Source organism: Cupriavidus sp. D39 (assembly GCF_026627925.1).
GTDB lineage: Bacteria > Pseudomonadota > Gammaproteobacteria > Burkholderiales > Burkholderiaceae > Cupriavidus > Cupriavidus ulmosensis.
In genome coordinates this window covers 525,180-544,708 of record NZ_JAPNLE010000006.1, presented here as the reverse complement: position 1 = coordinate 544,708, position 19,529 = coordinate 525,180, and the positions used below count along the sequence as shown (strand labels likewise).

The following is a 19,529-nucleotide window of genomic DNA, read 5'->3' as shown; positions in this document are numbered from 1 at the left end:
CGCCGGCGCCCCGCCATCGCGGTTCCGTTCTGTTGCCGCAGCGGATGGACAGGACGACGTTCGCCCCGCGAGATGGCGCGGGTTTCGCCGCCGCTTGCGCTGGAACCCACAGCACCGATTGCATCGCGCTGGCGCGGCCGCACAACTGTCGACACTTTATCCATCGTCTCCACGATCTCCTTCGTGGAGACGATGCAGGATCGCTTCGATCAACTCAGGGTGGGAACGCTGGACGCGTATGGTCAGATTGCCGGATCGGCACGCCGGGCGCAGCGTCAGGCCGCTCGCCACCGCCTGCGCTTTCCACTCTTCTGTATCCAGCATCTGGACCTCCTGGGCTGTTTTCTCTGCTGCCCCCTAGGGTGTCTTCCCCAGCTTTCGGCATGACGACAGGTGCCGGAAAAGCCGCCCGTAGGCAGCTGCACCTTCCTATGGTTTGCCTAACAGGGCGACGGCTTTTGCCCGGACTTCGGCCAGTTCCACGGAAGACACCATGCCCTTGTGGCTCGCCTTGCGCACGACCCAATCGAGGCTCTTCACCTGATCGGCCAGCGCCGCGCTAGGTCGGTCGCCAGCAATCGACACCTCGAATGGATAGCCCTTGATCTGGGTAGTCATGGGGCAGCAGAGCATCAGGCCAGTTTTGCCGTTGTACGTAGCTGGGCTGAGAACAAGCGCGGGCCGATGCCCGGCTTGCTCGTGGCCGGCTTGCGGGTCGAAATGCAGCCATACAATGTCGCCGGCCTCGGGCACGTAGCGACGCACCATTAGAACGCTTCGTTGCCGACCGCCGGGCCGAAACTAGCCTCGGAGTGCAAGTTGTCCGGCGTGATGCCGGCCAGCAATTGCGCAAGGTCGTAATCGCTCTGGCGTACTGGCTCAATGACAATGCGCCCACCTTCTTCGCGCACGTCCACGGTTTCGTCCAAGCTTAGGCTTGCGGCTTCCATGATGGCGGCAGGAATGCGCACCGATGCGCTGTTGCCCCACTTCTTCACAATGACTCGCATATGAACACCTCCGTATCGTCAATGTTGATACTATACTCGACCGAGTGAGATGTTGCAACATTGTCGATACGCAAATCCCAGACGCAGCATCGGCGGGGGCGTTCTCTAATCCTGCTCGGGCGGTCCATCCTGCGGTTTTGTCGGGTAGCTGGGCGCGGTTACCCGACAAAGCCGCGGCTGGAGACCGCAAGCCGGGAGTTCTGCTGAGTTTAACCTTGCGACCCCGGCCCAGCCACTCGCGCGAGACACGCGCCGCCCATCGCGCGGGATTCGGTCGCTAGCCGCACGCTCTGGCAACACCATGCCCATCCTGCTGCCGATCATGGGTAGCGCCACTTCGTTGGCTATTTGCATTAGCAGCGGTCATCGGGCCAAACTCCCGCTCCAGTTGCCGCGCCCCGCGCGTGAGCACCTGCTTGGGCAGAAAGCGAACTTTATAGCGGCGGCGAAGGATAGCTGCGGACCAGCATTCGACGAGGGTGGGCATATGCTGAAACGGTCGTGGTGTGCAGAAACGTTCTAACGTCGCGGGCAAGCGTAACTTGAGCAGAGAAGCTGGCGAAATTGACACCAGATTCAACGCGGGACCCTACGGTTCCGCCGACCTCCATTTGCACTGCCGCGTGAGATATTCGGGCTAGAATCCCAGACAGCCCCAACCCATTCCCTCCCCTCCCGGGCCTGATACCTCCAGGTCAGCGAGATGATCGGTCAGGGTCAGGCCACGACCGGGCAGACCTCCCCGGTACGGGCCGACTGATTTCCCCGAAGCCCTATGGAGTACTCACGATTCGGGCAAAGGTTGCCATGGTTGGCCGTCCCGTGCCACGAGCCAATGCCGATACGCTCATCCCCAGCCCCTACCACCCTGGGTGATGGCGAAGCCCTGTGGAGAAGGGGAGCGATGCGGGTCAGACCCGACAGCAGTGAGATGGCGCCGTCTCCTGTCGGGCGGCCGTGCCCATAGACATTGGACCTATGTCTTGACATTTCTTTCATGATCGCCCCAAGGTACTAGAATGAATGCAGCCATGATCCTTGGCGCCCGCGGAAAATTGATACCCCGCCGTGGGAAGACCGGTCCTGGTCAGGCCCGACAGAGGGTCTTGGCCTCTGTCGGACCGCCCCTTGCCGGCGGTCTACCGTGCGCGGCGCGCAGCTGCTTTCTGCGCCCTCGCCTGCACCGCTGCCATCTCGGTACGCAGGTCCGCGAGCGCTTGTTTCCCCTTTCTGGCGCAGCGTGCGCTCCTGATCGATCTCGTGCACCGCGCGGCGCTCGGTGGCGCTGGCCTGCTGCGCGACGGCGACCTGCTTGCGCGTGCGTTCCAGCTCCGTCGAGAATTGGATACGCAACTCATCCCATTGCCGCTTGAGCGCCTCGGCCTGGCGCTGGCCCTCCTCCTGACGCGCCTGCGTGGCCGCGTGGGCCTGGCGCTCGGCGTCCAACTCTTCCCGTAGCGCCGCGCAGCCTCGAGCTCGGCTTGCATGACGGCTGTTTCCCACTCGGCCGCCACCACCCCGGCCCGCGCCCGGTTGCGCTGCACTCGTCGGGCGGCGGCTCCGTCGGCGGCGTGCCAGATCGACTGCACGGCGTCGGCCGCGATCGACTTGAGGGCGGCCGGCAAGCCGTTGTGCGCGATGGTAGCGCGCATCTTGTCGCGCAGGTGGTCCTGCCAAAACGGCGCGAGCACCGCAGTCGGCGTGCCCATGCTGGCCTTGCGCACCAGGCCGTAGAGCCTGCTGGCGGGGGCGTGGTGACGCCGTAGCGGGAACGTGACCGGTAGCGGTGGGGCGTTATGTGGTTGTGCATTGCACTGAGAGCTTACGGCCGCTCGAGCAAACTTCCGTGAGCTCAACTCATCACATCGATGACTCGCCGTGCAGCCTCGACGAGCTTGATACTACATTCCATCGCCATGCTGCGCAGTTTCTTGTAGGCCTCGTCCTCGCTCATGCCCCGCTCCTTCATCAGCAGGCCCTTGGCGCGCTCGACTTCCTTGCGCTCGGCCAATTGGAGGCGCGTGGCGTCCAGCTCGGCGCGCAGCTCCTGGTTAAGCTCGAAGCGCGCATAGGCCACGTCCAGCACGGTCTTGACGCGCTCGGCGCGCAATCCGTCGACGATGTAGGCGGTGATGCCCGCGGAAAGCGCCGTCTTGATACGCTGGGCGTCGTCGTTGTCGGTAAAGAGCACGATGGGACGCGGTGCGTGCTGGGTCGACACGCACACATGCTCGACGGTGTCGCGGGCGGCCGACTCGGACGCGATGATGATCAGGTCGGGTTGCCGCGCGGCGATCGCATCGGGCAGCCGCAGGTCGGCGTCGACTGTCTCGATGTCGGTGAAGCCCGCCGAGACCAGGCCGGCGTGGATGGTTTCGACGTTGAGCGGATCGGCGTCGTGCGGATCCCGCACCAGTAGGATGCGCAGGGTGCGCGAACTCGCCGCGGAAGCCGGCGCGGGATGCTTGGGACTGGGGGGCCGGAGGGCGTCGGTTCATGGCGTCACTGCGGATGTCTCGTGCCGAGCAAGATTCGAGCTGAGTTGATTATCATGGTATGGCGGGTTCGTGGATTCAATTGAGTCGACGTTCGCGACGGCGCGCCACCGAACGACGCGCACGTGCAACTGCGCGTGGCGACCCGTTGCCTCAATGATACGCGCCGATCTCGAGCAGGCTGATCAGAAACGGCATGCCGTTGAAGCAAGCTTCAGCACGAAATACGCGGGTTTAGATCGGCAGCATGGGGCATGGCTTCACTGGCCCATCGCCGCAGCATTTCCGCCATGGCCTCCAAGGGCAGCGGTTTTTCGAACAGATAACCCTGCATCTGGTCGCAGTGCTGCTGCCGCAAGAAGGAGGCCTGGTCCTCTGTTTCCACGCCCTCGGCCACACTGGTCAACCGCATGCTTTGGGCCAGGCTGATAATGGCTGCCGTGATGGCGGCGTCGTCGCGGCTGTGCGGGATATCGAGCACGAATGGATGCCCGATCTTCACCGTATCGATGGGGAGGCTCTTGAGGTGACTGAGCGAGGAGGATCCTGTCCCGAAATCGTCAATCGCGATCTGTATCCCCAGGACCTTCAAACGCTCCAGGATTGCGACGGTGAGCTGCACATTGGCCATGACCGTGCTCTCGCTCACTTCAAGCTCCAGATGGCGCCCTGACAGGCCGGTGCGCTCGAGGATGCCGGCTATGGTCCCAACCAGATTCCTGTGCCGGAACTGGCGCAGCGAAAGATTGACGGCCAGCCGGCGTGGCGCGATACCGGCATCGAGCCACGCCTTGAAGTGGGTGCAGGCGGTTTCTAGAACCCACTCGCCCACCGGGATAATCAGGCCAGTTTCCTCCAAAATGGGAATGAACTCGGCGGGCAACACGCGCCCCCGTTCGGGGTGCTGCCATCGCATCAGCGCCTCCACGCCGACGATTGCACCCGTCTGCAGGTCCATCTGGGGCTGGTAGTAAAGCATGAACTCATTACGCTCAAGCGCCCGCCGCAGGCTCGTTTCGGTTCTCAGTCGCTCGTAGGCTGCCTCATTCATGTCGGCGCTATAGTACTGGAAATTGTTGCGCCCATTTTCCTTGGCCTGGTACATCGCAACGTCGGCGCCTTCGAGCAGCCGGGCCTTGTCCACATGCCCCTCCGGATAAATGGTGACACCGATACTCGGTGTGACAAACACCTCGTGCGGCTCGAGCAGGTAGGGCATGCCCAGCGTCGCGACCATTTTCTCGGCCACAACCGTCGCATCCTCGCCGCGCTGGAGATCGGACAAGATGATGGCAAACTCATCGCCGCCGAGACGCGCCACGGTATCGACCTCGCGCAGGCAGCCCTTCAGACGGGATGCCACGGCTTGGAGCAAACGGTCACCGACCGCGTGGCCTAGCGAATCGTTGATCAGCTTGAAGCGATCCATATCCAGGAACATCAGGGCGAATAGGCTGCCGTCGCGGTGGGAGCGGTTGATGGCTTGTTCGAGGCGGTCATGGAACAGAACGCGGTTGGGCAGCCCGGTCAGGGGATCATGATGGGCGAGATGCTGCAGGCGCTGCTCGGACATTTTGAGGGCGCTTACCTCCGTGAACACCGCGACATAGTGGGACACCGAGCGGTCTGCGTTTTCTACCACGCTGATGCTCAGCCACGCGGGGAACGGCGCTCCAAGCTTGCACCGGTTCAGGAATTCGCCACGCCACTGCCCGCCTTGCTCCAGGCGCATCCGGACTTCGTGGAAGAATTGGGCGTCATGCTGGCCAGCACCGATGTCCCATAGGCTGGTGCCCGCCATCTCATCTAGCGTAAAGCCGGTCAGGGTTGTGAATGCGTGGTTCACCGACAGGATATCTGCGGCGGCGTCGGCGATCACAATACCCTCCAGGGTGCACTCAAAGACCTTGGCCGCGAGCCGTAGTTCGGTCTCGGTTTTTTGCGCTCGATCGCGTAGCGGATGGTACGCAACAGAGTCCGGCCATCGAGTTCGGACTTGACCACGTAATCCTGCGCCCCAGCCTGTACCAGTCCGAACGCGAAACCTTCGTCGTCGAGGCCGGTCAGAATCACGATGGGCGTCCCTGCAGCATGGGCATTCATGCGTGCAAACGTATCCTTGCCGTGCCCATCCGGCAGCGACAGGTCGAGCAAGATCGCATCGAAGCGGTCCCGCACCACGCTGTCGATGGCGTGGGCGAGCCGCGTCACATGGACGAGATCGATGGAGGCGCCTCCGCCCTCGGCCATACTGGCCCGAAGCAGCCGCGCATCCCCCGCGTTGTCTTCGACCAAAAGGATTTTCATATGACCAAGGGAACGCCCACGGTCTCGCCGCGCCGCTCCCGCGCCAGCAGCTCGCCAAACTCCGTCGCGGGCAGGGCCTTGCTGTAGACAAAACCTTGAGCGTGATCGCACAGGAGTTCGTGTTTCGTGCATCAGCTGCGCCTGTTCGGGCGTTTCTACCCCGCCTGCAACGCCTTCAATGTTGAAGGCATGTGCCATGCGCAGCACAGCCTTGGCGACCGAGACAAAGCCCGGATCGTCAACGGCCTCGCGCACGATCGAGGGATCAATCTTGATGGTATGGATGGGCGCCTTCTGCAGCGTCTTGATCGAGACAAAGCCGCCACCAAAACCATCGAGCGCAATACGCACGCCGTGACGGTTCAATTGGCGCAGAACCTCCAAATACGCGCCCTCTTCGAACAAGATGCGTTCGGGAAATTCCAGTTCCAGGCAAGCCGGCGCCAGCCCCGTTTCGTCGAGCACCCGCCGTACCGTCTCAAACATCTGGCCTTGGCGTAACTGATGTGGCGAAACATTCATCGAAACGACCAGACCAGACCATCCGGCGACATGCCACGCGCGCATCTGGGTGCAGGCCACATTCACGCTCCACTCTCCCACCGGCAGGATCAGGCCGCTCTTTTCCAACAGCGGAACAACCTCGGCCGCCGGCACCAGGCCGCGCTCGGGATGCTGCCAGCGCAGCAACGCCTCGGCCCCTGAGATGCGCCCCGTCTTCAGGTCGATCCTGGGCTGGTAATGCATGACAAACTCGCGCTCCTCCAGCGCACGGCGCAAATCGTCATGGCCTCTGGCGCGCCAGCTCCCGCTGGCCTGGTCGGCCGGCGCATAAAACCCATAGGTGCTGCCGTCCCGCCCGCGGGCCTTGGCCTGGTACATCGCAGCATCGGCCTTGGCGGTCAACTCCTCCACGAGTTCGCCATCGGCCGGATACATGCTGATGCCAATACTCGTGTGCGCGTGCAGCGTCTGGCCACCGATCACGAACGGCGGAACGATTTCGCCAACAATCCTTTGCGCAATGCACTCGACCTCATGAACGCTGTCCACATCGACCATGAGCACCGTGAACTCGTCGCCGCCCAGGCGCGCCACGCAGTCGATCTCGCGCATCGACCCCGACAGGCGCTTGGCCACGCCCTGCAGCAGAGCATCACCAGCCTGGTGGCCATAGGTGTCATTGACCGCCTTGAAATTATTCAAGTCCATGAACATCAAAGCCAACATGCGCTTGTGGCGCCTGGCCCATGCCATGGCCGACCTGAGACGCTCATGAAAGCGGGTGCGATTGGCCAGACCCGTGAGGAAATCGTAGTGGGCCAACTGGACCAACCGTCGTTCGAGCCGTTTGCGCTCGATGGCGTTGAGCAATGACCGGGTCAAAAGCGGGCCTGTCACATAGTTCTTGCCGACGAAATCTTCCGCGCCCATCTGCAGCGACTGCGCCGCAAAGCGGTCGTCTTCCGCGCCGCTGAGGACCACGATGGGGATGTCAGGCGCGGCCGCCGATACCTTGGTCAAGGTTTCCAAGCCATCGCTGTCCGGCAGTTGCAAATCGAGCACGATCACATCGATCTGCTCTGTCTCCAGGGCTGATAGGGCCTCGGCCAGACGCGCCACGGTGAGCAGCCGGAAACAGCGCTCACTCGTCTGCGACAGCATGACGGCCACCAGCCGCGCATCGCCGGGGTTGTCATCGACAACCAGGACGGTAAGTTCCGCACTATTCATCTTCCGGTCCACCCTCCGTGGGCAGTTTAACGATCGTCAGCCAAAACGTCTCGACCGACTGGACGACCTTCATGAACTGTTCCAGATCAACCGGCTTGGTCACATAGCAGTTCACATGCAGGTCGTAGCTTTTGAGGATGTCCTGCTCGGCCTCCGACGAGGTGATGACGACCACCGGAATACGCCGCAGCACAGGGTCGGCCTTGATCTCTGCCAGCACCTCGCGGCCATCTTTCTTTGGCAGGTTGAGATCGAGGAGAATGATGTCGGGGCGAGGCGCATTCGCGAAGGGCCCCTTGCGGCGCAAAAAGGCAATGGCGTCCACGCCGTTGGAGACCACGTGAAGATTGTTTTTAACCTTGCTTTCCCGAAGCGCCTCTTGGGTCAGCCGCACGTCACCTGGGTTGTCTTCCACCAGCAGAAACTCAGCGGTGCGGCCCATCGGTTCCATCGTCATCGTCATTTACCCCTTCATGCTGAAATAGAACGTCGCGCCTTGGCCAGCTTCGGACTCGACCCAGATGCGGCCGCCATGGCGCTCCACGATCTTCTTGGCAATTGCCAGGCCAATGCCCGTCCCCGGATATTCCTCCTTGGTGTGCAGGCGCTGGAAGATCTGAAAGATGCGATCCGCAAACTCGGCCGCGAAACCGATGCCGTTGTCCCGCACCGAGAAAACCCACGCCGCGCCCTCCGGCACAGCCGAGACATGAATCAGCGGCGGCTCCGTGCCCCGGTACTTGATCGCGTTGCCGACCAGGTTCTGAAACAACAGAGTGATCTGGGTTAGGTCGCCGGTCACCTCCGGCAGGGGATCATGAGTGATCACCGCGCCACTCTGCTCTATCGACACCTGCAGATTCTCAAGTGCCTTTTCCAGCGCCACGCCGCTGGCGACCGACGTCATCGACCGCACGCGTGTGCCAACGCGCGAATACGCGAGCAGGTCGTTGATCAAGGCCTGCATGCGCGTGGCGCCGTCCACCGCGTAGTGGATGAATTCGTCCGCGTCGTCATCTAGCTTTCCTTTGTAACGACGCGCCAGCAACTGGGTATAGCTGGCCACCATGCGCAGCGGCTCCTGCAGGTCGTGCGAGGCGACGTAGGCGAACTGTTCGAGCTCCTTGTTGGAACGCGCCAGCTCCTCAGTCCGCCCCGCCAATTCTGCCAGCGCACGCTGCCTCTCGGTGACGTCGGAAAACTCGAACACGTAGTGCGTCACGCGCCCCTGCTCGTCCTTGACGCCGCCGATGCCGACCTCGGCCGGGAATCTGCGCTCGCCAGCCTGCATCATCATCTCGCCACGCCATGCGCCGGTCGCCAGGGCCGCGTCCCACGCAGCCTCAAATGCCGCGCAGTCGACCGGTAAGTTGTTCAACGGGACACCGGCCAGCGTCTCGCGCTCCCTGCCCAGCAGTCGCGCCGCCATGCCGTTGGCATGGACGATGCGCTGATCGGTGGTAGCGATCACCACCCCTTCCATGTCGCTCTCGAACACCTTGGCAAACAGGCGCAGGATCTCGTGATCCGCATGGAAGTAGGCATCGATCACAAGACCCAAGTCCAGCAGCACAGCCTTGATGAGGGCCAGCGTCGTGGCGACGGAAGCCTCTGGGTCCTTGTCGCAAGAACTCAAAATCTGCGGAACGAGGGTCTCGAAGTAGCGTGCGTAGGCGCCGATATACCACGCTGGCTTCAAACCAAGTCCATGTCGGCGAACACCTGCCAGGAGGCAGCTCTGTGCGAAGGCCAGGTCGTATGCTCCGCCGGTCAGGCGGCGGAATGTACGGGTCTGGCGTTGCTTTGCGTTTTCAACTTCGTTTGCGTCGTCGAGAAAATCGGGCCGGTCTTCGAGTCGACCGAGTTGCGCGTAGAAAGCGTCGAGGAATTTCTTGTCCAGGTCGGGCAGGACGGCGTTCAAGCGTCCCAGCAGAACCCCATCTTGCGGCGTGAAGTCGAGCAACGCCTTGCGTGCCTCAAGGTTGGCCGCGTCGATCTCGAACGATTCGACCAGGCTGGAGAACGAAGTGGGGAGTGTGTGATTCATGGTTTCACGGCCGCTAACGAGGGGCGACGAGAATGCTGGCGCAGCAGGGCTTCGAGGTCCTGCGCGGGAAGCGGTTTGCCAAAATAAAAACCTTGCACCTCGTCGCAACCGCTGCGCGCCAGCAAATCGGCGGTCTCCCGCGTCTCGACGCCTTCGGCGACCACGCGGAGCTTGAACGCATGGCCGATCTGGATGATTTGCTGCACCAGCACGGCGACGTCGGAACGGGTCGTCAGGTCTTGAATAAAAGCCCGGTCGATCTTGAGCTTGTTGAGGGGCAGTGACCTGAGGTGACTGAGGGAGGAATAACCCGTACCGAAATCGTCGAGCGCGAGCGTGACGCCCAGGGCCCGCAGGGCAGACAGCGCCTGCACGGCTTCGGCACCGTCTCGCATTACTACGCTCTCGGTGATTTCCACCTCCAGGCAGCCCGCCGGGATGCCTGTCTCACACAGCACGGCGGCGACCCGCTCGGCCGCATGGCCCTGCCAGAGCTGCCGAGCGGACAGGTTGACCGCGATGCGCGGTGGGGCCAGGCCGGCTTGTTGCCAAGCCGCCATCTGGGCGCAGGCCGTGCGCATGACCCAGTCGCCCAGAGGCACGATCAGCCCGGTTTCCTCCGCCAGCGGGATGAAGCGCGCGGGCGAGACCAGGCCAAGCTCAGGCTGGTGCCAGCGAATCAGCGCCTCGACACCGGCGATGCCGCCCGAGCGCAGATCGATCTGCGGCTGGTAGTGCAGTTCGAACTCGTCCCGCTCCATGGCTCCGCGCAAAGCCTGGTCCAACCGGATACGTTCGGCGGCATCGGCGCTCATGCTGCGGGCGTAGAAGCGGCAGCACGCCCCTCCCTCCTGCTTGGCCCTGTGCAGGGCCGAATGCGCATGCTGCAGCAGGGTGGCGGTGTTGTCGCCATCCTCGGGATAGACTGCGAGCCCCAGGCTGGCGGAGAGGTGCAGTTCATGCTCACCGACGGCGAAAGGACCGACAAAGCAAGCGAGCACCTCGCTGCCGACCGCTGCGAGAGCCTGCGAAGAGGGGCTATCGGTCAACAGAACCGCGAACTCGTCGCCTCCGAGCCGGGCCAGCGTATCATGGACGCCCACTACGCGCAGGAGACGCTGCCCCACGGCTGCCAGGAGCGCATCTCCGGCTTCGTGACCAAGGCTGTTATTGATGAACCTCAGGCCATCGAGGTTCAGAACACCGAGTGTCAGCCTGCCCGCGCCGGACTGGGCTCTAGCAAGCGCCTGGCCGATGCGTTCAACCAGCACATGCCGGTTGGGCAGCCCGGTCAGGCCGTCACGCGTGGCCAGATACTTGACGCTGGTCTTTTACATTATGCGCTCGGTGATGTCCGTGGCCGTGCCGGCGAGACGCAAAACACGACCCTTGGCGCCCCATATCACACTGGTGCGACCCTCGACCCAGCGAACCCCGCCATCCGGCCGGACCACACGAAAGACATGGCAGCTGGCAGCGTCCTGGTGCAGATCCGAAAATGTCTTGACCAGCGACGCCAGGTCTTCCGGGTGGATGATCTCGCGCCACAGGCGCTTATTGCGCAGGAAGCCGGACGCCGGCCGGCCGGCCGCAGATTCTCTCGAACGCCTCGTTGAGGTAGACCCATTGGCCGCTGCGCGCGGACATCGCCCACACGGCGTCCTTGATCGAGGCCATCACCCGCGCAAACTGCGCCTCGCTGCACTGTCGTTCCGTTTCATCGCGCGCACGCCCGGCGCGGGCCCGCATGGTGGCCACGGCGAAGGCCACTCCGGAGACGGCCTGCTCGATCGCCACCCCATCGTCCAAGTCGGAACCCTCGCCCAGAGCGACGGCGATCGTGCCGAAGAAATGATCAGCGTCGCGCAGGGGCAGCACCAGTCTCGCCGCCCTGCTTGCGCCAGGCACCGCAAGCGGCCCCTCGTCCAGCGGCGCCGCCACGCCGGCCAACTCGGCGGCAATCGTGTCCCAGCCTTCAAACCAGCGAGCGAGCATCGCCACATCCACCTCGGCGCGGGGCGCGCTGCGCACCAGCACGGGCCTTCCTGGCGACAACCATGCTGCCGTATGGCAGCCCGCCTCAACCAGGGCCGCACAGACCTGAACCAGCATGTCGAACTCGTCCGAAGCCTGTCGGAGGATGTCGTGGATGGCCTGCGACAAGCGCAATGCGTTCTTGGCGCGGCGCAATTCGCACTCGGCCTGCTCGGCAGGATGCTGCCAAGATGGCATCCTGCCCCCGATCCGCTCAGACCGCATGCCAACGCCTCCGACGCGCGCGCCTCGGCAACAGCCTGGGGTCTGTCTTTTCCGAGATGCAACGCAAAATCACGCCCTGAGCGCCTATTCCTGCTTGGCTGCGCCCGCAGGTGACTACTGCCAAAGGCTCTCCAAACCAGTCACGCGACCGACGCGGCGCAGGCATGTTCCTGCTTGATAGGTCGCCAAGAAACCCCAACTGGGTCATTGTTGTAGGTGAACCGGCTGACGATTTCGATGGGCAGGCCGAGCTTGTCCAAAATGCGCATCGTAACCACCGGTTACAAAGGTGTCAATTTGAGCCAAGGTCGCGTCGGTAGGCAGATGAAGCAGTGGCGCACTGTCGAGACGGCGACGCATAGGGGCGGTGTGTTGCTTTAGCAGGGCTCGCAGGCTGTAGCTCATGGTTTTGCCAGAGGGAAATCAAAGTCGGGCCGAAAATCCTGCCGCAGCACGGAGGACTTTTCCCTAACGTCATAGCCGCAGCTGACGGGGGCCAGCTTTTTGCCGATGCGAGATCACCGCGAGGGAGGCCGGCTGGTGACAAAGTACGACACCAAGCAAGCCTGTAATACCACGTGGCGGTGTTCCTGCTAATACACCATAAATTAACCACAAACAGCGATCAAACCTAAGAGATAAATTTTACATGAAAATGAGTCAATTAAGCCACAGGCAAATAAAAAGTCGACATCGATCATAATTAGGTCTTCGCGATTTCCGATGAAGAAATTGTCCAAATTCGGGGCTTGTCACCGCCTCAGCGTGACCAGGCTCTCATCGAGGCAGCGTGCAAGGCCAGTCATGTTAAGCGGAAACGCACACAGAAATGCTTCATTTTCGACATCACCTCCATGCGAGTGCGAAAGCCAAGCCGCAGGAGGATGGCTGACACATGTTCTTTGACAGTGTTTTCCGAGAGCCCCAGGCGTCGTGCGATCAGTTTATTGGACAATCCCTCCAGCAAGGCGACTAGCACGACGCCTTGGCGTGGGGTTAGACCCAGTTCTTCCGGCGTGATTGACATGCCTTCCGCTGGGGCTAACGATTGATCTTGCTCGCTGCATGGGTTGTGGCCAGAACATGCCGTGTCTCCAGCTAGCAATTCCTGCAAGCAGAGACTTTTCATCCGCGACATAGCCTCCTTGCGAGTGCGCGCGCCAAGCCGATGAAGGATGGCGGATACATGCTGCTTGATCGTGCTTTCCGCTAAGCCCAGGCGATGGCCGATGTCCTTGTTGGACACTCCCTCCAGCATCAGAACCAGCATCACGCTTTGGCGCTCGGTAAGGCCGAGCTCCTCCAAAATGCTTGGAGTGCCATTTGCGGCTTCGTGTGAGCGCTCGCGCCGACTTTGCGACTCGTCGCCGGCGACTAGGTCGCGCACTGCGACAATGGAGACATTGGTATGCGCATGCTCGTCAATGAAGTTGCGCATCGGGAGCGCAGCGACGTCTGGATGCTCCAGCTTTGCTTCCAGCGGCAGCGCGAGGAAGGTTCCCTTGATGTCTAGTCTGGCTCTAACAACTTTCGGTTTTGGCTCAACGGTACTTTCCGACGCCTGATAACGCTGGAGACCGGCGGTGTTGATGAACAGCCTGGCCATCTCGGCCGCATCGTCCATCGTCAAGCCATTCTCGATGCAACGTTCATAGATGTCGAATTCGTCTTTCTGTCTGAGCCGAAGGCTCGGTGCTGGTGGGTCAGCGAACTGGGGTCTGCCGATGTCGTCGAGGACCCTCCGCAGTCGCTGGCTCTGTGCGCCGCATGGCCGAACATCTGTACCGCCATAGGAGTACTCCGTGATAACTTGACCGTCTCCTATGTCTTGATGTTGGGCATATTCGGCGGCGATCGAATCGATCGTAATCCGTAACTCATCCAGCTGAGCAATTGTGAGCTGCGTCAGCCCTGCCAGCATTTCCCTGAATGGCGCCATTCTCATCATCTATCCCAGTCCATTCCTACGCGCTGGTACCAGGTGCCAATAACGCGGCCGGGTTCCAGTGTGCTGTGCTTCCGATACCCTTTACACCACCACAAAGGGTATCTTGTGAAGTGCCAGCCCTTCTTCTTTGTCTTCTTCACTTTTGCCACCGGTGAGGAAGCATGGGATGCCGCCCTGACCGTGAGGTACCACGAGGATCAGATCACAGTTTCTTTCTGCAGCCGTGTGATGGATGACGTCATGTAGCCGATGATCCATGACATAGGTCGTCTCACATTGGACGCCAGCTAGCATCACCTCCGTTGCGATGATCTTGAGATTCGCCTCGGCATCCTGCGGTCTGTTCTCAGGCAAGCGCTCGGACGCGCCGACCTGCCCCTCGGCCTGCACGGCAAACATATCTTGATCTCGGAGAAGGTGAAGGACCGTGATCCTGGCTTTCGTTTCTCGAGCAAATATGATGATTTTCTCGAGGACCTCTGCGGATAGCATCCAGCCATCGACGGGCAACAAAAAATGATTAAACGTTTTGTTCACGCTAGGTTCTGTCAAGAAGGACGATCAAGGGTTGTGGGCAACGTCGAGAGACTTCAGCCAACCCTCGAATGATTTTCCCTATCACGAGCGACTATTGACCATCAGCGGCAGTTCGTTCGCAGGGGGCAGGTGCTTACCTTGGGCCAACAGTTGCTCAAAGGCATCGGCAGGTAGCGGCTCGCTGAAATAGTAGCCTTGAACCTGATCACAACCGTGCCCTCGCAAGTAGGCTAGCTGCGCTGCTGTTTCCACGCCTTCGGCAATCACTTGCAGGCCCAGGCTGTGCGCAAGCGCGATCACCGAGCGAACGATCGCCGCCTCATCATCGTGAGTGGTCAGGTTGCGCACGAACGACTGGTCGATCTTCAGCACATCGACGGGAAGGCGTCGGAGGTAGGCCAAGCTGGAGTAACCGGTGCCAAAGTCATCAATGGATAGCTTCACGCCGAGACCCTTCATTTGATGGAGGATCCTGACGGCGTGTTCGACGTCGGTCATCACCACCCCCTCGGTCAGTTCGATATCCAGGCAAGACCCGGCCAGCCCAGTCTCCTCGAGAACGCCGACGACGATCTGCATCAGGTCTTGCTGATGGAACTGCTGGGCGGAAACGTTGACTGCCACGCGCAAGGGACCATACCCTCTGTCTTGCCACCGCTGGTTCTGCTGACAGGCAGTACGAAGAACCCAGTCGCCGATGTGGGAAATCAGACCGGCCTCTTCGGCGACACCGATGAAACGAGCTGGGGAAACCATGCCGAGTTGTGGGTGCTGCCAGCGCACCAGGGCTTCCATACCGACAATACGGCCGGAGTGCAGGTCGACCTGCGGCTGATAGTGGAGAACCAATTCGTCGCGCTGTACGGCATGGCGCAAGTCTCCCTCAAGCCGTAGGCGCTCCATCGCACGCGCGTTCAGCGCCTGCGTATAAAACTGGAAGGTATTACGACCGACTTCCTTGGCTCGGTGCATCGCAATATCTGCGTGCCTCATCAAACTCTCGGCATCAGCACCATCGGTTGGATACACTGCGACGCCGGCACTGCAGGTCAGGAAATATTCATGCCCCTTTACGGTCAGCGGCTTGGCCACGGTCTCCATCAGCCGTTGCATAGTCGCAGCCGCGGCATGCTCATCCGTCGCGTCGGACAGGACGACGACAAACGCATCGCCGTTTGCCCGCGCCACGGTGTCGGTCGCAGGCAAGGCGGCGGACAGGCGCTGCGCCACCTGTTGGAGCACGCTGTCGCCCGCATCGTGGCCCAGTGTGTCGTTGACAAATTTCAAGCGATCCAGATCCATGCAAAGGATCCAGACGGATCGGTTGTTGCGCTTGGCGAGGGCAAGCGCCTGCTCGGCACGGTCACGCAGCAGGTTGCGGTTGGGCAGTCCGGTTAGGCCATCGAAATTTGTGCGGTATTCGAGCTCGGCTTCATACTGTCGGGTGGCCGTGATGTCATAGATGGCCGCAACAAAATGGGTGACCTGGCCGGCCTCGTCGCGCACTGGGGCAAGATAGACATCCGCCCAAAACATCGACCCATCGCGGCGATAGCCGCGTATGACCGCGTGACCGTCGCGCTGTTGCTCGTGTGCGGCGTCGAGCTCAGTCACCCCTGATTGATTGAAGTCGTCGCGACAAAGCAGGCGCAGACCTTGCCCAAGGATGGCAGACGCCGGATAGCCGGTGACCCGCTCAAAAGCGGGATTGACGTATTGCGTGGGGTAGTCCGGGGCCTCAAAACGCGTGATCGCGATCGGGTTGGCGCATGCCTCTATGGCACGCTGTCGCAGACGCAGCGCTGCCTCGGCGGCCGAGCGCGCGCGGCGGTGCTGATAAGACTGGAGCGCTACCGCCACCCCTTGGGCCAGGCCATCCAGCAGCCTGACTTCCTCCGCGTCGAAGGCGTCCTCTTCCTGCGCATACACATTCAGCAGCCCCATTGGCTGGTCACTGTCGGACAGTGGCAGCGTGAGCTTGGCATGGAATTCGCGGCGTATTGCTTCGTCGCGCCATTGAGCGAAACGCGCGTCGCTGGCGAGCCGATTGGCAACGACCGGTCCGCGCGTGCGAAGCGCTTCCCCAAGGGGGCCCGGATCCCGCTCTCCGAGTGCCAAGGCATCCTGAAGCGACCCCAGATAGTCCTGGTGTTCGCCCGCGCTTGCCACGGGAACGAGAAGGGCCGCCATTTCCCCGCGCAGCACGCCCGCCCACGCCATGCGATAGCCGGTATCGACCATTACCTCGCAGATTCCCTGCAGCAGATCAGTTTTATCCTTCGCGCCTGCTATGACCGCGTCACAGGCATGGATGGCGCGTAAGGCGCGGTTATTCCGCAAGAGGGCGGCATGCGCCCGGCGCAACTCAGTGACGTCCGTCAGAATGCCGTCGATGCATCCGGCGCCCGGCGTGGTGCCGCAGGTGAAATGCGCTTTTCCCTTGACCCATCGTATCTCAGCGTCGGGGCGGACGATGCGACACTCGAATTCTTCCGTCCCGGTGACGGTGATTTGCTCCGTCAGGGCCAGTATGGACCCCTTGTCCTCAGGATGGAGGCATTCCAGCCACAGCAGTGGGGCGTCATAAAATGCCTGTGCTGGCCGGCCGCAGATCGCCTCTACCGCCGCGCTAACGAAGCGTATCTGCCTGTCCGGTATGGAAATCGTCCACAGCATCTGATCGATGGTGTCGCTAATGCGGCTAAGCTGCGCTTCTTTGGACTGCAAGGCTTGTTCGGCTACGTTCGCACGCGCGCTGGCGGCACGCCGGCGATGCTCGAGCATGCGCATGAAACAGAATGCCAGCACGCTGAGCAGCCCCGTGCCCAGTGCCGCCAGCGGTGGCAACCAGCGCTGTGATGCGCGGACCAGAGTAGGCAACGCCGTCACCTGCACGCGCCAGGTACTCCCGCCGATCTCGAGATCCTCCGTGCGCTGGTGCGGGAACGCCGCGTTTCCGGCGTGCAGGCTGACCGCGCCCACAGAGTTGCCGCTATCGAATAGCAGGTGATGCGGGTCGTACTGCAAAGACTGGCCCTGCGCGCGCCGCAGATCGTAAATCTCGACATCGAGATCATCGAGTAGCTTCGGACCAAACACGTCCCGCAGCATGTCGTCGAGTCGCACCGCGATCGAAACGACACCGGAAAATTCCGTCCGCCGCCGATCCAGCGTGCTCGGAACGGTCCCGCCCCGATACAGGGGCAGGAAGAAAATCGCCCCTTCCGGCGCATCCGGCCTGGCCAGGAATTGCAGTCGTGGACTCACTGACAAGTCCCCAGTGTCGCGCGCGCGCTGGATCGCGGCACGCCGGATGCCACCATCGCTCTGGTTTATTCCAACGCCAAGCCGATTTACCGCGATCGGCTCCGTATACCGGATGACGTACGCATCCTCCGACCCGATCTCGGCGCGACGGAACGCAGTGGGATAGCCGAGGTCGTTGTCCTTCAGTTCCCGCTCCAGGGCGGTATCAACGGCCTCACGCGAAACCCGCGTCACCCTGGTCGCGAATGCGATGCCTTGTACGCCAGGTAGCCGTGACTCTAGCGACAGCGCGCGATACAGCCGCTGGAAGTCCCCGCGCGACAAGTCAGGGTGGACGACGAATTGGGCCTGGACGCCTCGCAGTACTTCCGTATAGGCATTGACCTGTCTCAGCAGCCGGTTGGTCACCTCGGCTGTGGCCAGTTGCAGCCGCGCGTCCAGCTCGCGCTCGATCAGGGTGCGACTCTGCCAATACGCCAGGCCGCTGGCGAATAGACCAACCACGAGGAAAGCCCATACCAGGCGCGATGACCTGGTTGGCATGACAACGCTCACTCGACCTCGCCGCAAAAAAGACGCGCCGAGGGCGGGGGCCTTGACGCGCCGACGCAAGATTGCGCAAGAAAACGGTTATTCAAAGACCCGCACAAGCTTACCTTTTAGGGGCCAGGGGTGGATACAAAGAATCGGCGGTTTCAAGTCCCAAGTGCAACACCCGCGTCAGTGAATTGAAGTTGGGGGTGAGAAACTTGTTTGAGCATACGAGCGAACACCTCCAGTGGGGAGTGGAACGCGTGCGTAGCACGAGGTCGCTTGTTCAAGCTGTCGGCAATTGCGTCGAGTTCTTCTTGTGTGTGCACGGACAAGTCGGTGCCCTTGGGCAGGTACTGGCGCAGCAGCCCGTTGGTGTTCTCACAAGTGCCGCGCTGCCAGGGGCTGTGCGGATCGCAGAAGTACACCTTGACGCCAGTGTTGGCGCTGAGCTCACTGTGGCGCGTCATCTCCTTTCCCTGGTCGTACGTCAGGCTCTGGCGCAGCGGCTCAGCAATCGAATTGAGCTTGGCAGAAAAGCCGGCCAGCGCCGAGGCCGCAGTAGCGTCATCCATCTTGGCCAACAGCACCAGACGACTGCTGCGTTCGACCAGCACGCCCACCGAAGACTTGTTGCCCGCGCCCTTGATGAAGTCACCCTCCCAGTGGCCCGGCATGACGCGGTCCTCGACCTCGGGCGGGCGCACATGGATGCTGACCATCTCAGGAATCTGCCCGCGTCGATCAACCCCGCGCTTGCGTGGCATGCGTGTGCTGCGGCCATGGCGCAGGCAGGCGATGAGCTGGCGGCGCAACTCGCCCCTGGGCTGCGCGTAAATGGCCGTGTAGATCGTCTCGTGAGATACATGCATGCTGGGGTCCTCGGGCCACACTCGCTTAAGGATACCGGCGATCTGTTGCGGCGACCACTTCCAATCCAACAAAGTCAGCACCGCGCCCCACCGAGCGTGTTGCGGATCGAGCTTCGCTACCGGGCGCGCCTGAACCCGCCGCGCCTGCCTCATGGCCTGGGCCGGCAGGCTCGCGTAGCCACGCAGCGCACAGCTGTTTCGCCTCAGTTCACGGCTGACGGTGCCCGCCGAGCGCCCGAGTGTGCGGGCCATGGCCCGCACACTCGAACCGCTCTGGCTCATGCTCGCAATCGTCATGCGCTCCTCAGGCTGAAGTTGTTGGTACGAAGTTCTGCTTTGCATCTGAGCACCTTACCCGAAGCAAGGTGTTGCACTTCAGATTTGAGGCCGCCATCCATAAACAAACGAGCGGACCCGCCAGCGGAATGATTGCTAAAGGGCATACGCCGCATGGAAATGCGCGCGGCGAAATATGCGGTAAAGCGGGACAAACCAAACCAGCTCGAACAGCAGGAATGCGCA

The 19,529-nt window shown here is 61.8% G+C and carries 17 protein-coding genes and 1 pseudogene; 1 reads left to right on the top strand and 17 read right to left on the bottom strand.

All coding sequences use genetic code 11. From position 1 onward, the window contains the following. Positions 1-156 precede the first annotated feature (156 nt). The 3 genes from OMK73_RS06825 to OMK73_RS06815 all read right to left on the bottom strand — a co-directional run bounded on the left by OMK73_RS06825 (position 157) and on the right by OMK73_RS06815 (position 1,010). Entirely contained in the window at positions 157-324 is a 168-nt protein-coding gene (locus tag OMK73_RS06825; protein ID WP_267601327.1) for a hypothetical protein, read from the bottom strand. 105 nt (positions 325-429) lie between these two features. Then, positions 430-768, bottom strand: a complete 339-nt coding sequence (gene mazF / locus OMK73_RS06820; RefSeq protein ID WP_267601325.1) for an endoribonuclease MazF — start codon at positions 766-768, stop codon at positions 430-432. Then, positions 768-1,010 (bottom strand): AbrB/MazE/SpoVT family DNA-binding domain-containing protein, encoded by a 243-nt coding sequence (locus tag OMK73_RS06815; RefSeq protein WP_267601324.1) that lies wholly within the window; start codon positions 1,008-1,010, stop codon positions 768-770. The genes mazF and OMK73_RS06815 overlap by 1 nt, the downstream gene beginning before the upstream one ends. A 1,128-nt stretch (positions 1,011-2,138) precedes the next feature. Between OMK73_RS06815 and OMK73_RS06810 the strand changes: the two genes are divergently transcribed. Further along, positions 2,139-2,468, top strand: a complete 330-nt coding sequence (locus OMK73_RS06810; RefSeq protein WP_267601323.1) for a hypothetical protein — start codon at positions 2,139-2,141, stop codon at positions 2,466-2,468. A gap of 394 nt (positions 2,469-2,862) precedes the next feature. Here OMK73_RS06810 and OMK73_RS06805 read toward each other — a convergent pair whose 3' ends face one another. The 14 genes and pseudogenes from OMK73_RS06805 to OMK73_RS06740 form a co-directional block, all read right to left on the bottom strand. Then, positions 2,863-3,432, bottom strand: coding sequence for an ANTAR domain-containing response regulator (locus OMK73_RS06805; RefSeq protein WP_267601378.1), 570 nt, complete (start codon positions 3,430-3,432; stop codon positions 2,863-2,865). 287 nt (positions 3,433-3,719) lie between these two features. Next, positions 3,720-5,384 carry a putative bifunctional diguanylate cyclase/phosphodiesterase gene (locus OMK73_RS06800; protein WP_267601322.1) on the bottom strand — a complete coding sequence of 555 codons (1,665 nt, stop codon included), beginning with the start codon at positions 5,382-5,384 and terminating at the stop codon, positions 3,720-3,722. Next, positions 5,381-7,558 (bottom strand): EAL domain-containing protein, encoded by a 2,178-nt coding sequence (locus tag OMK73_RS06795; protein WP_267601321.1) that lies wholly within the window; start codon positions 7,556-7,558, stop codon positions 5,381-5,383. The genes OMK73_RS06800 and OMK73_RS06795 overlap by 4 nt, the downstream gene beginning before the upstream one ends. Continuing rightward, positions 7,539-8,003 (bottom strand): response regulator, encoded by a 465-nt coding sequence (locus OMK73_RS06790; RefSeq protein WP_267601318.1) that lies wholly within the window; start codon positions 8,001-8,003, stop codon positions 7,539-7,541. Before OMK73_RS06790 ends, OMK73_RS06795 begins: the two co-directional genes overlap by 20 nt. A gap of 6 nt (positions 8,004-8,009) precedes the next feature. Continuing rightward, positions 8,010-9,593, bottom strand: a complete 1,584-nt coding sequence (locus OMK73_RS06785) for a sensor histidine kinase (RefSeq protein WP_420715472.1) — start codon at positions 9,591-9,593, stop codon at positions 8,010-8,012. After that, a complete protein-coding gene (locus OMK73_RS06775; RefSeq protein ID WP_267601317.1) occupies positions 9,590-10,408 on the bottom strand; it encodes a putative bifunctional diguanylate cyclase/phosphodiesterase in 819 nt (272 codons plus the stop codon). Before OMK73_RS06775 ends, OMK73_RS06785 begins: the two co-directional genes overlap by 4 nt. 87 nt (positions 10,409-10,495) lie before the next feature. Next, positions 10,496-10,864, bottom strand: a pseudogene (locus OMK73_RS38915) (diguanylate cyclase domain-containing protein); the annotation flags it as partial. Positions 10,865-10,924: 60 nt separating this feature from the next. Continuing rightward, on the bottom strand, positions 10,925-11,128 hold the full coding sequence (locus OMK73_RS38910) for a PAS domain-containing protein (protein ID WP_420715482.1): 204 nt from the start codon (positions 11,126-11,128) through the stop codon (positions 10,925-10,927). Between the two features lie 19 nt (positions 11,129-11,147). Then, positions 11,148-11,825 (bottom strand): hypothetical protein, encoded by a 678-nt coding sequence (locus tag OMK73_RS06765; protein WP_267601315.1) that lies wholly within the window; start codon positions 11,823-11,825, stop codon positions 11,148-11,150. Positions 11,826-11,992: 167 nt separating this feature from the next. Continuing rightward, complete coding sequence (locus tag OMK73_RS06760; protein ID WP_267601312.1) at positions 11,993-12,121, bottom strand: hypothetical protein; 129 nt, start codon at positions 12,119-12,121, stop codon at positions 11,993-11,995. Between the two features lie 533 nt (positions 12,122-12,654). Then, positions 12,655-13,800, bottom strand: a complete 1,146-nt coding sequence (locus tag OMK73_RS06755) for a helix-turn-helix transcriptional regulator (RefSeq protein WP_267601311.1) — start codon at positions 13,798-13,800, stop codon at positions 12,655-12,657. A gap of 81 nt (positions 13,801-13,881) precedes the next feature. Continuing rightward, positions 13,882-14,337 (bottom strand): universal stress protein, encoded by a 456-nt coding sequence (locus OMK73_RS06750; protein WP_267601309.1) that lies wholly within the window; start codon positions 14,335-14,337, stop codon positions 13,882-13,884. Between the two features lie 81 nt (positions 14,338-14,418). Beyond that, positions 14,419-18,159, bottom strand: coding sequence for an EAL domain-containing protein (locus tag OMK73_RS06745; protein WP_267601308.1), 3,741 nt, complete (start codon positions 18,157-18,159; stop codon positions 14,419-14,421). 140 nt (positions 18,160-18,299) lie between these two features. After that, a complete protein-coding gene (locus OMK73_RS06740; protein ID WP_267601047.1) occupies positions 18,300-19,349 on the bottom strand; it encodes an IS30 family transposase in 1,050 nt (349 codons plus the stop codon). Positions 19,350-19,529: the final 180 nt, after the last annotated feature.

Bases quoted from the DNA above. Each gene is read 5' to 3' on its own strand.
- OMK73_RS06815 (WP_267601324.1), bottom strand. From the start codon at position 1,010: ATGCGAGTCATTGTGAAGAAGTGGGGCAACAGCGCATCGGTGCGCATT.
- OMK73_RS06755 (WP_267601311.1), bottom strand. From the start codon at position 13,800: ATGATGAGAATGGCGCCATTCAGGGAAATGCTGGCAGGGCTGACGCAG.
- OMK73_RS06775 (WP_267601317.1), bottom strand. From the start codon at position 10,408: ATGAGCGCCGATGCCGCCGAACGTATCCGGTTGGACCAGGCTTTGCGC.
- OMK73_RS06790 (WP_267601318.1), bottom strand. From the start codon at position 8,003: ATGACGATGGAACCGATGGGCCGCACCGCTGAGTTTCTGCTGGTGGAA.
- OMK73_RS06765 (WP_267601315.1), bottom strand. From the start codon at position 11,825: ATGCCATCTTGGCAGCATCCTGCCGAGCAGGCCGAGTGCGAATTGCGC.
- OMK73_RS06785 (WP_420715472.1), bottom strand. From the start codon at position 9,593: ATGAATCACACACTCCCCACTTCGTTCTCCAGCCTGGTCGAATCGTTC.
- OMK73_RS06740 (WP_267601047.1), bottom strand. From the start codon at position 19,349: ATGCAAAGCAGAACTTCGTACCAACAACTTCAGCCTGAGGAGCGCATG.
- OMK73_RS06760 (WP_267601312.1), bottom strand. From the start codon at position 12,121: ATGCGCATTTTGGACAAGCTCGGCCTGCCCATCGAAATCGTCAGCCGG.
- OMK73_RS06825 (WP_267601327.1), bottom strand. From the start codon at position 324: ATGCTGGATACAGAAGAGTGGAAAGCGCAGGCGGTGGCGAGCGGCCTG.
- mazF (WP_267601325.1), bottom strand. From the start codon at position 768: ATGGTGCGTCGCTACGTGCCCGAGGCCGGCGACATTGTATGGCTGCAT.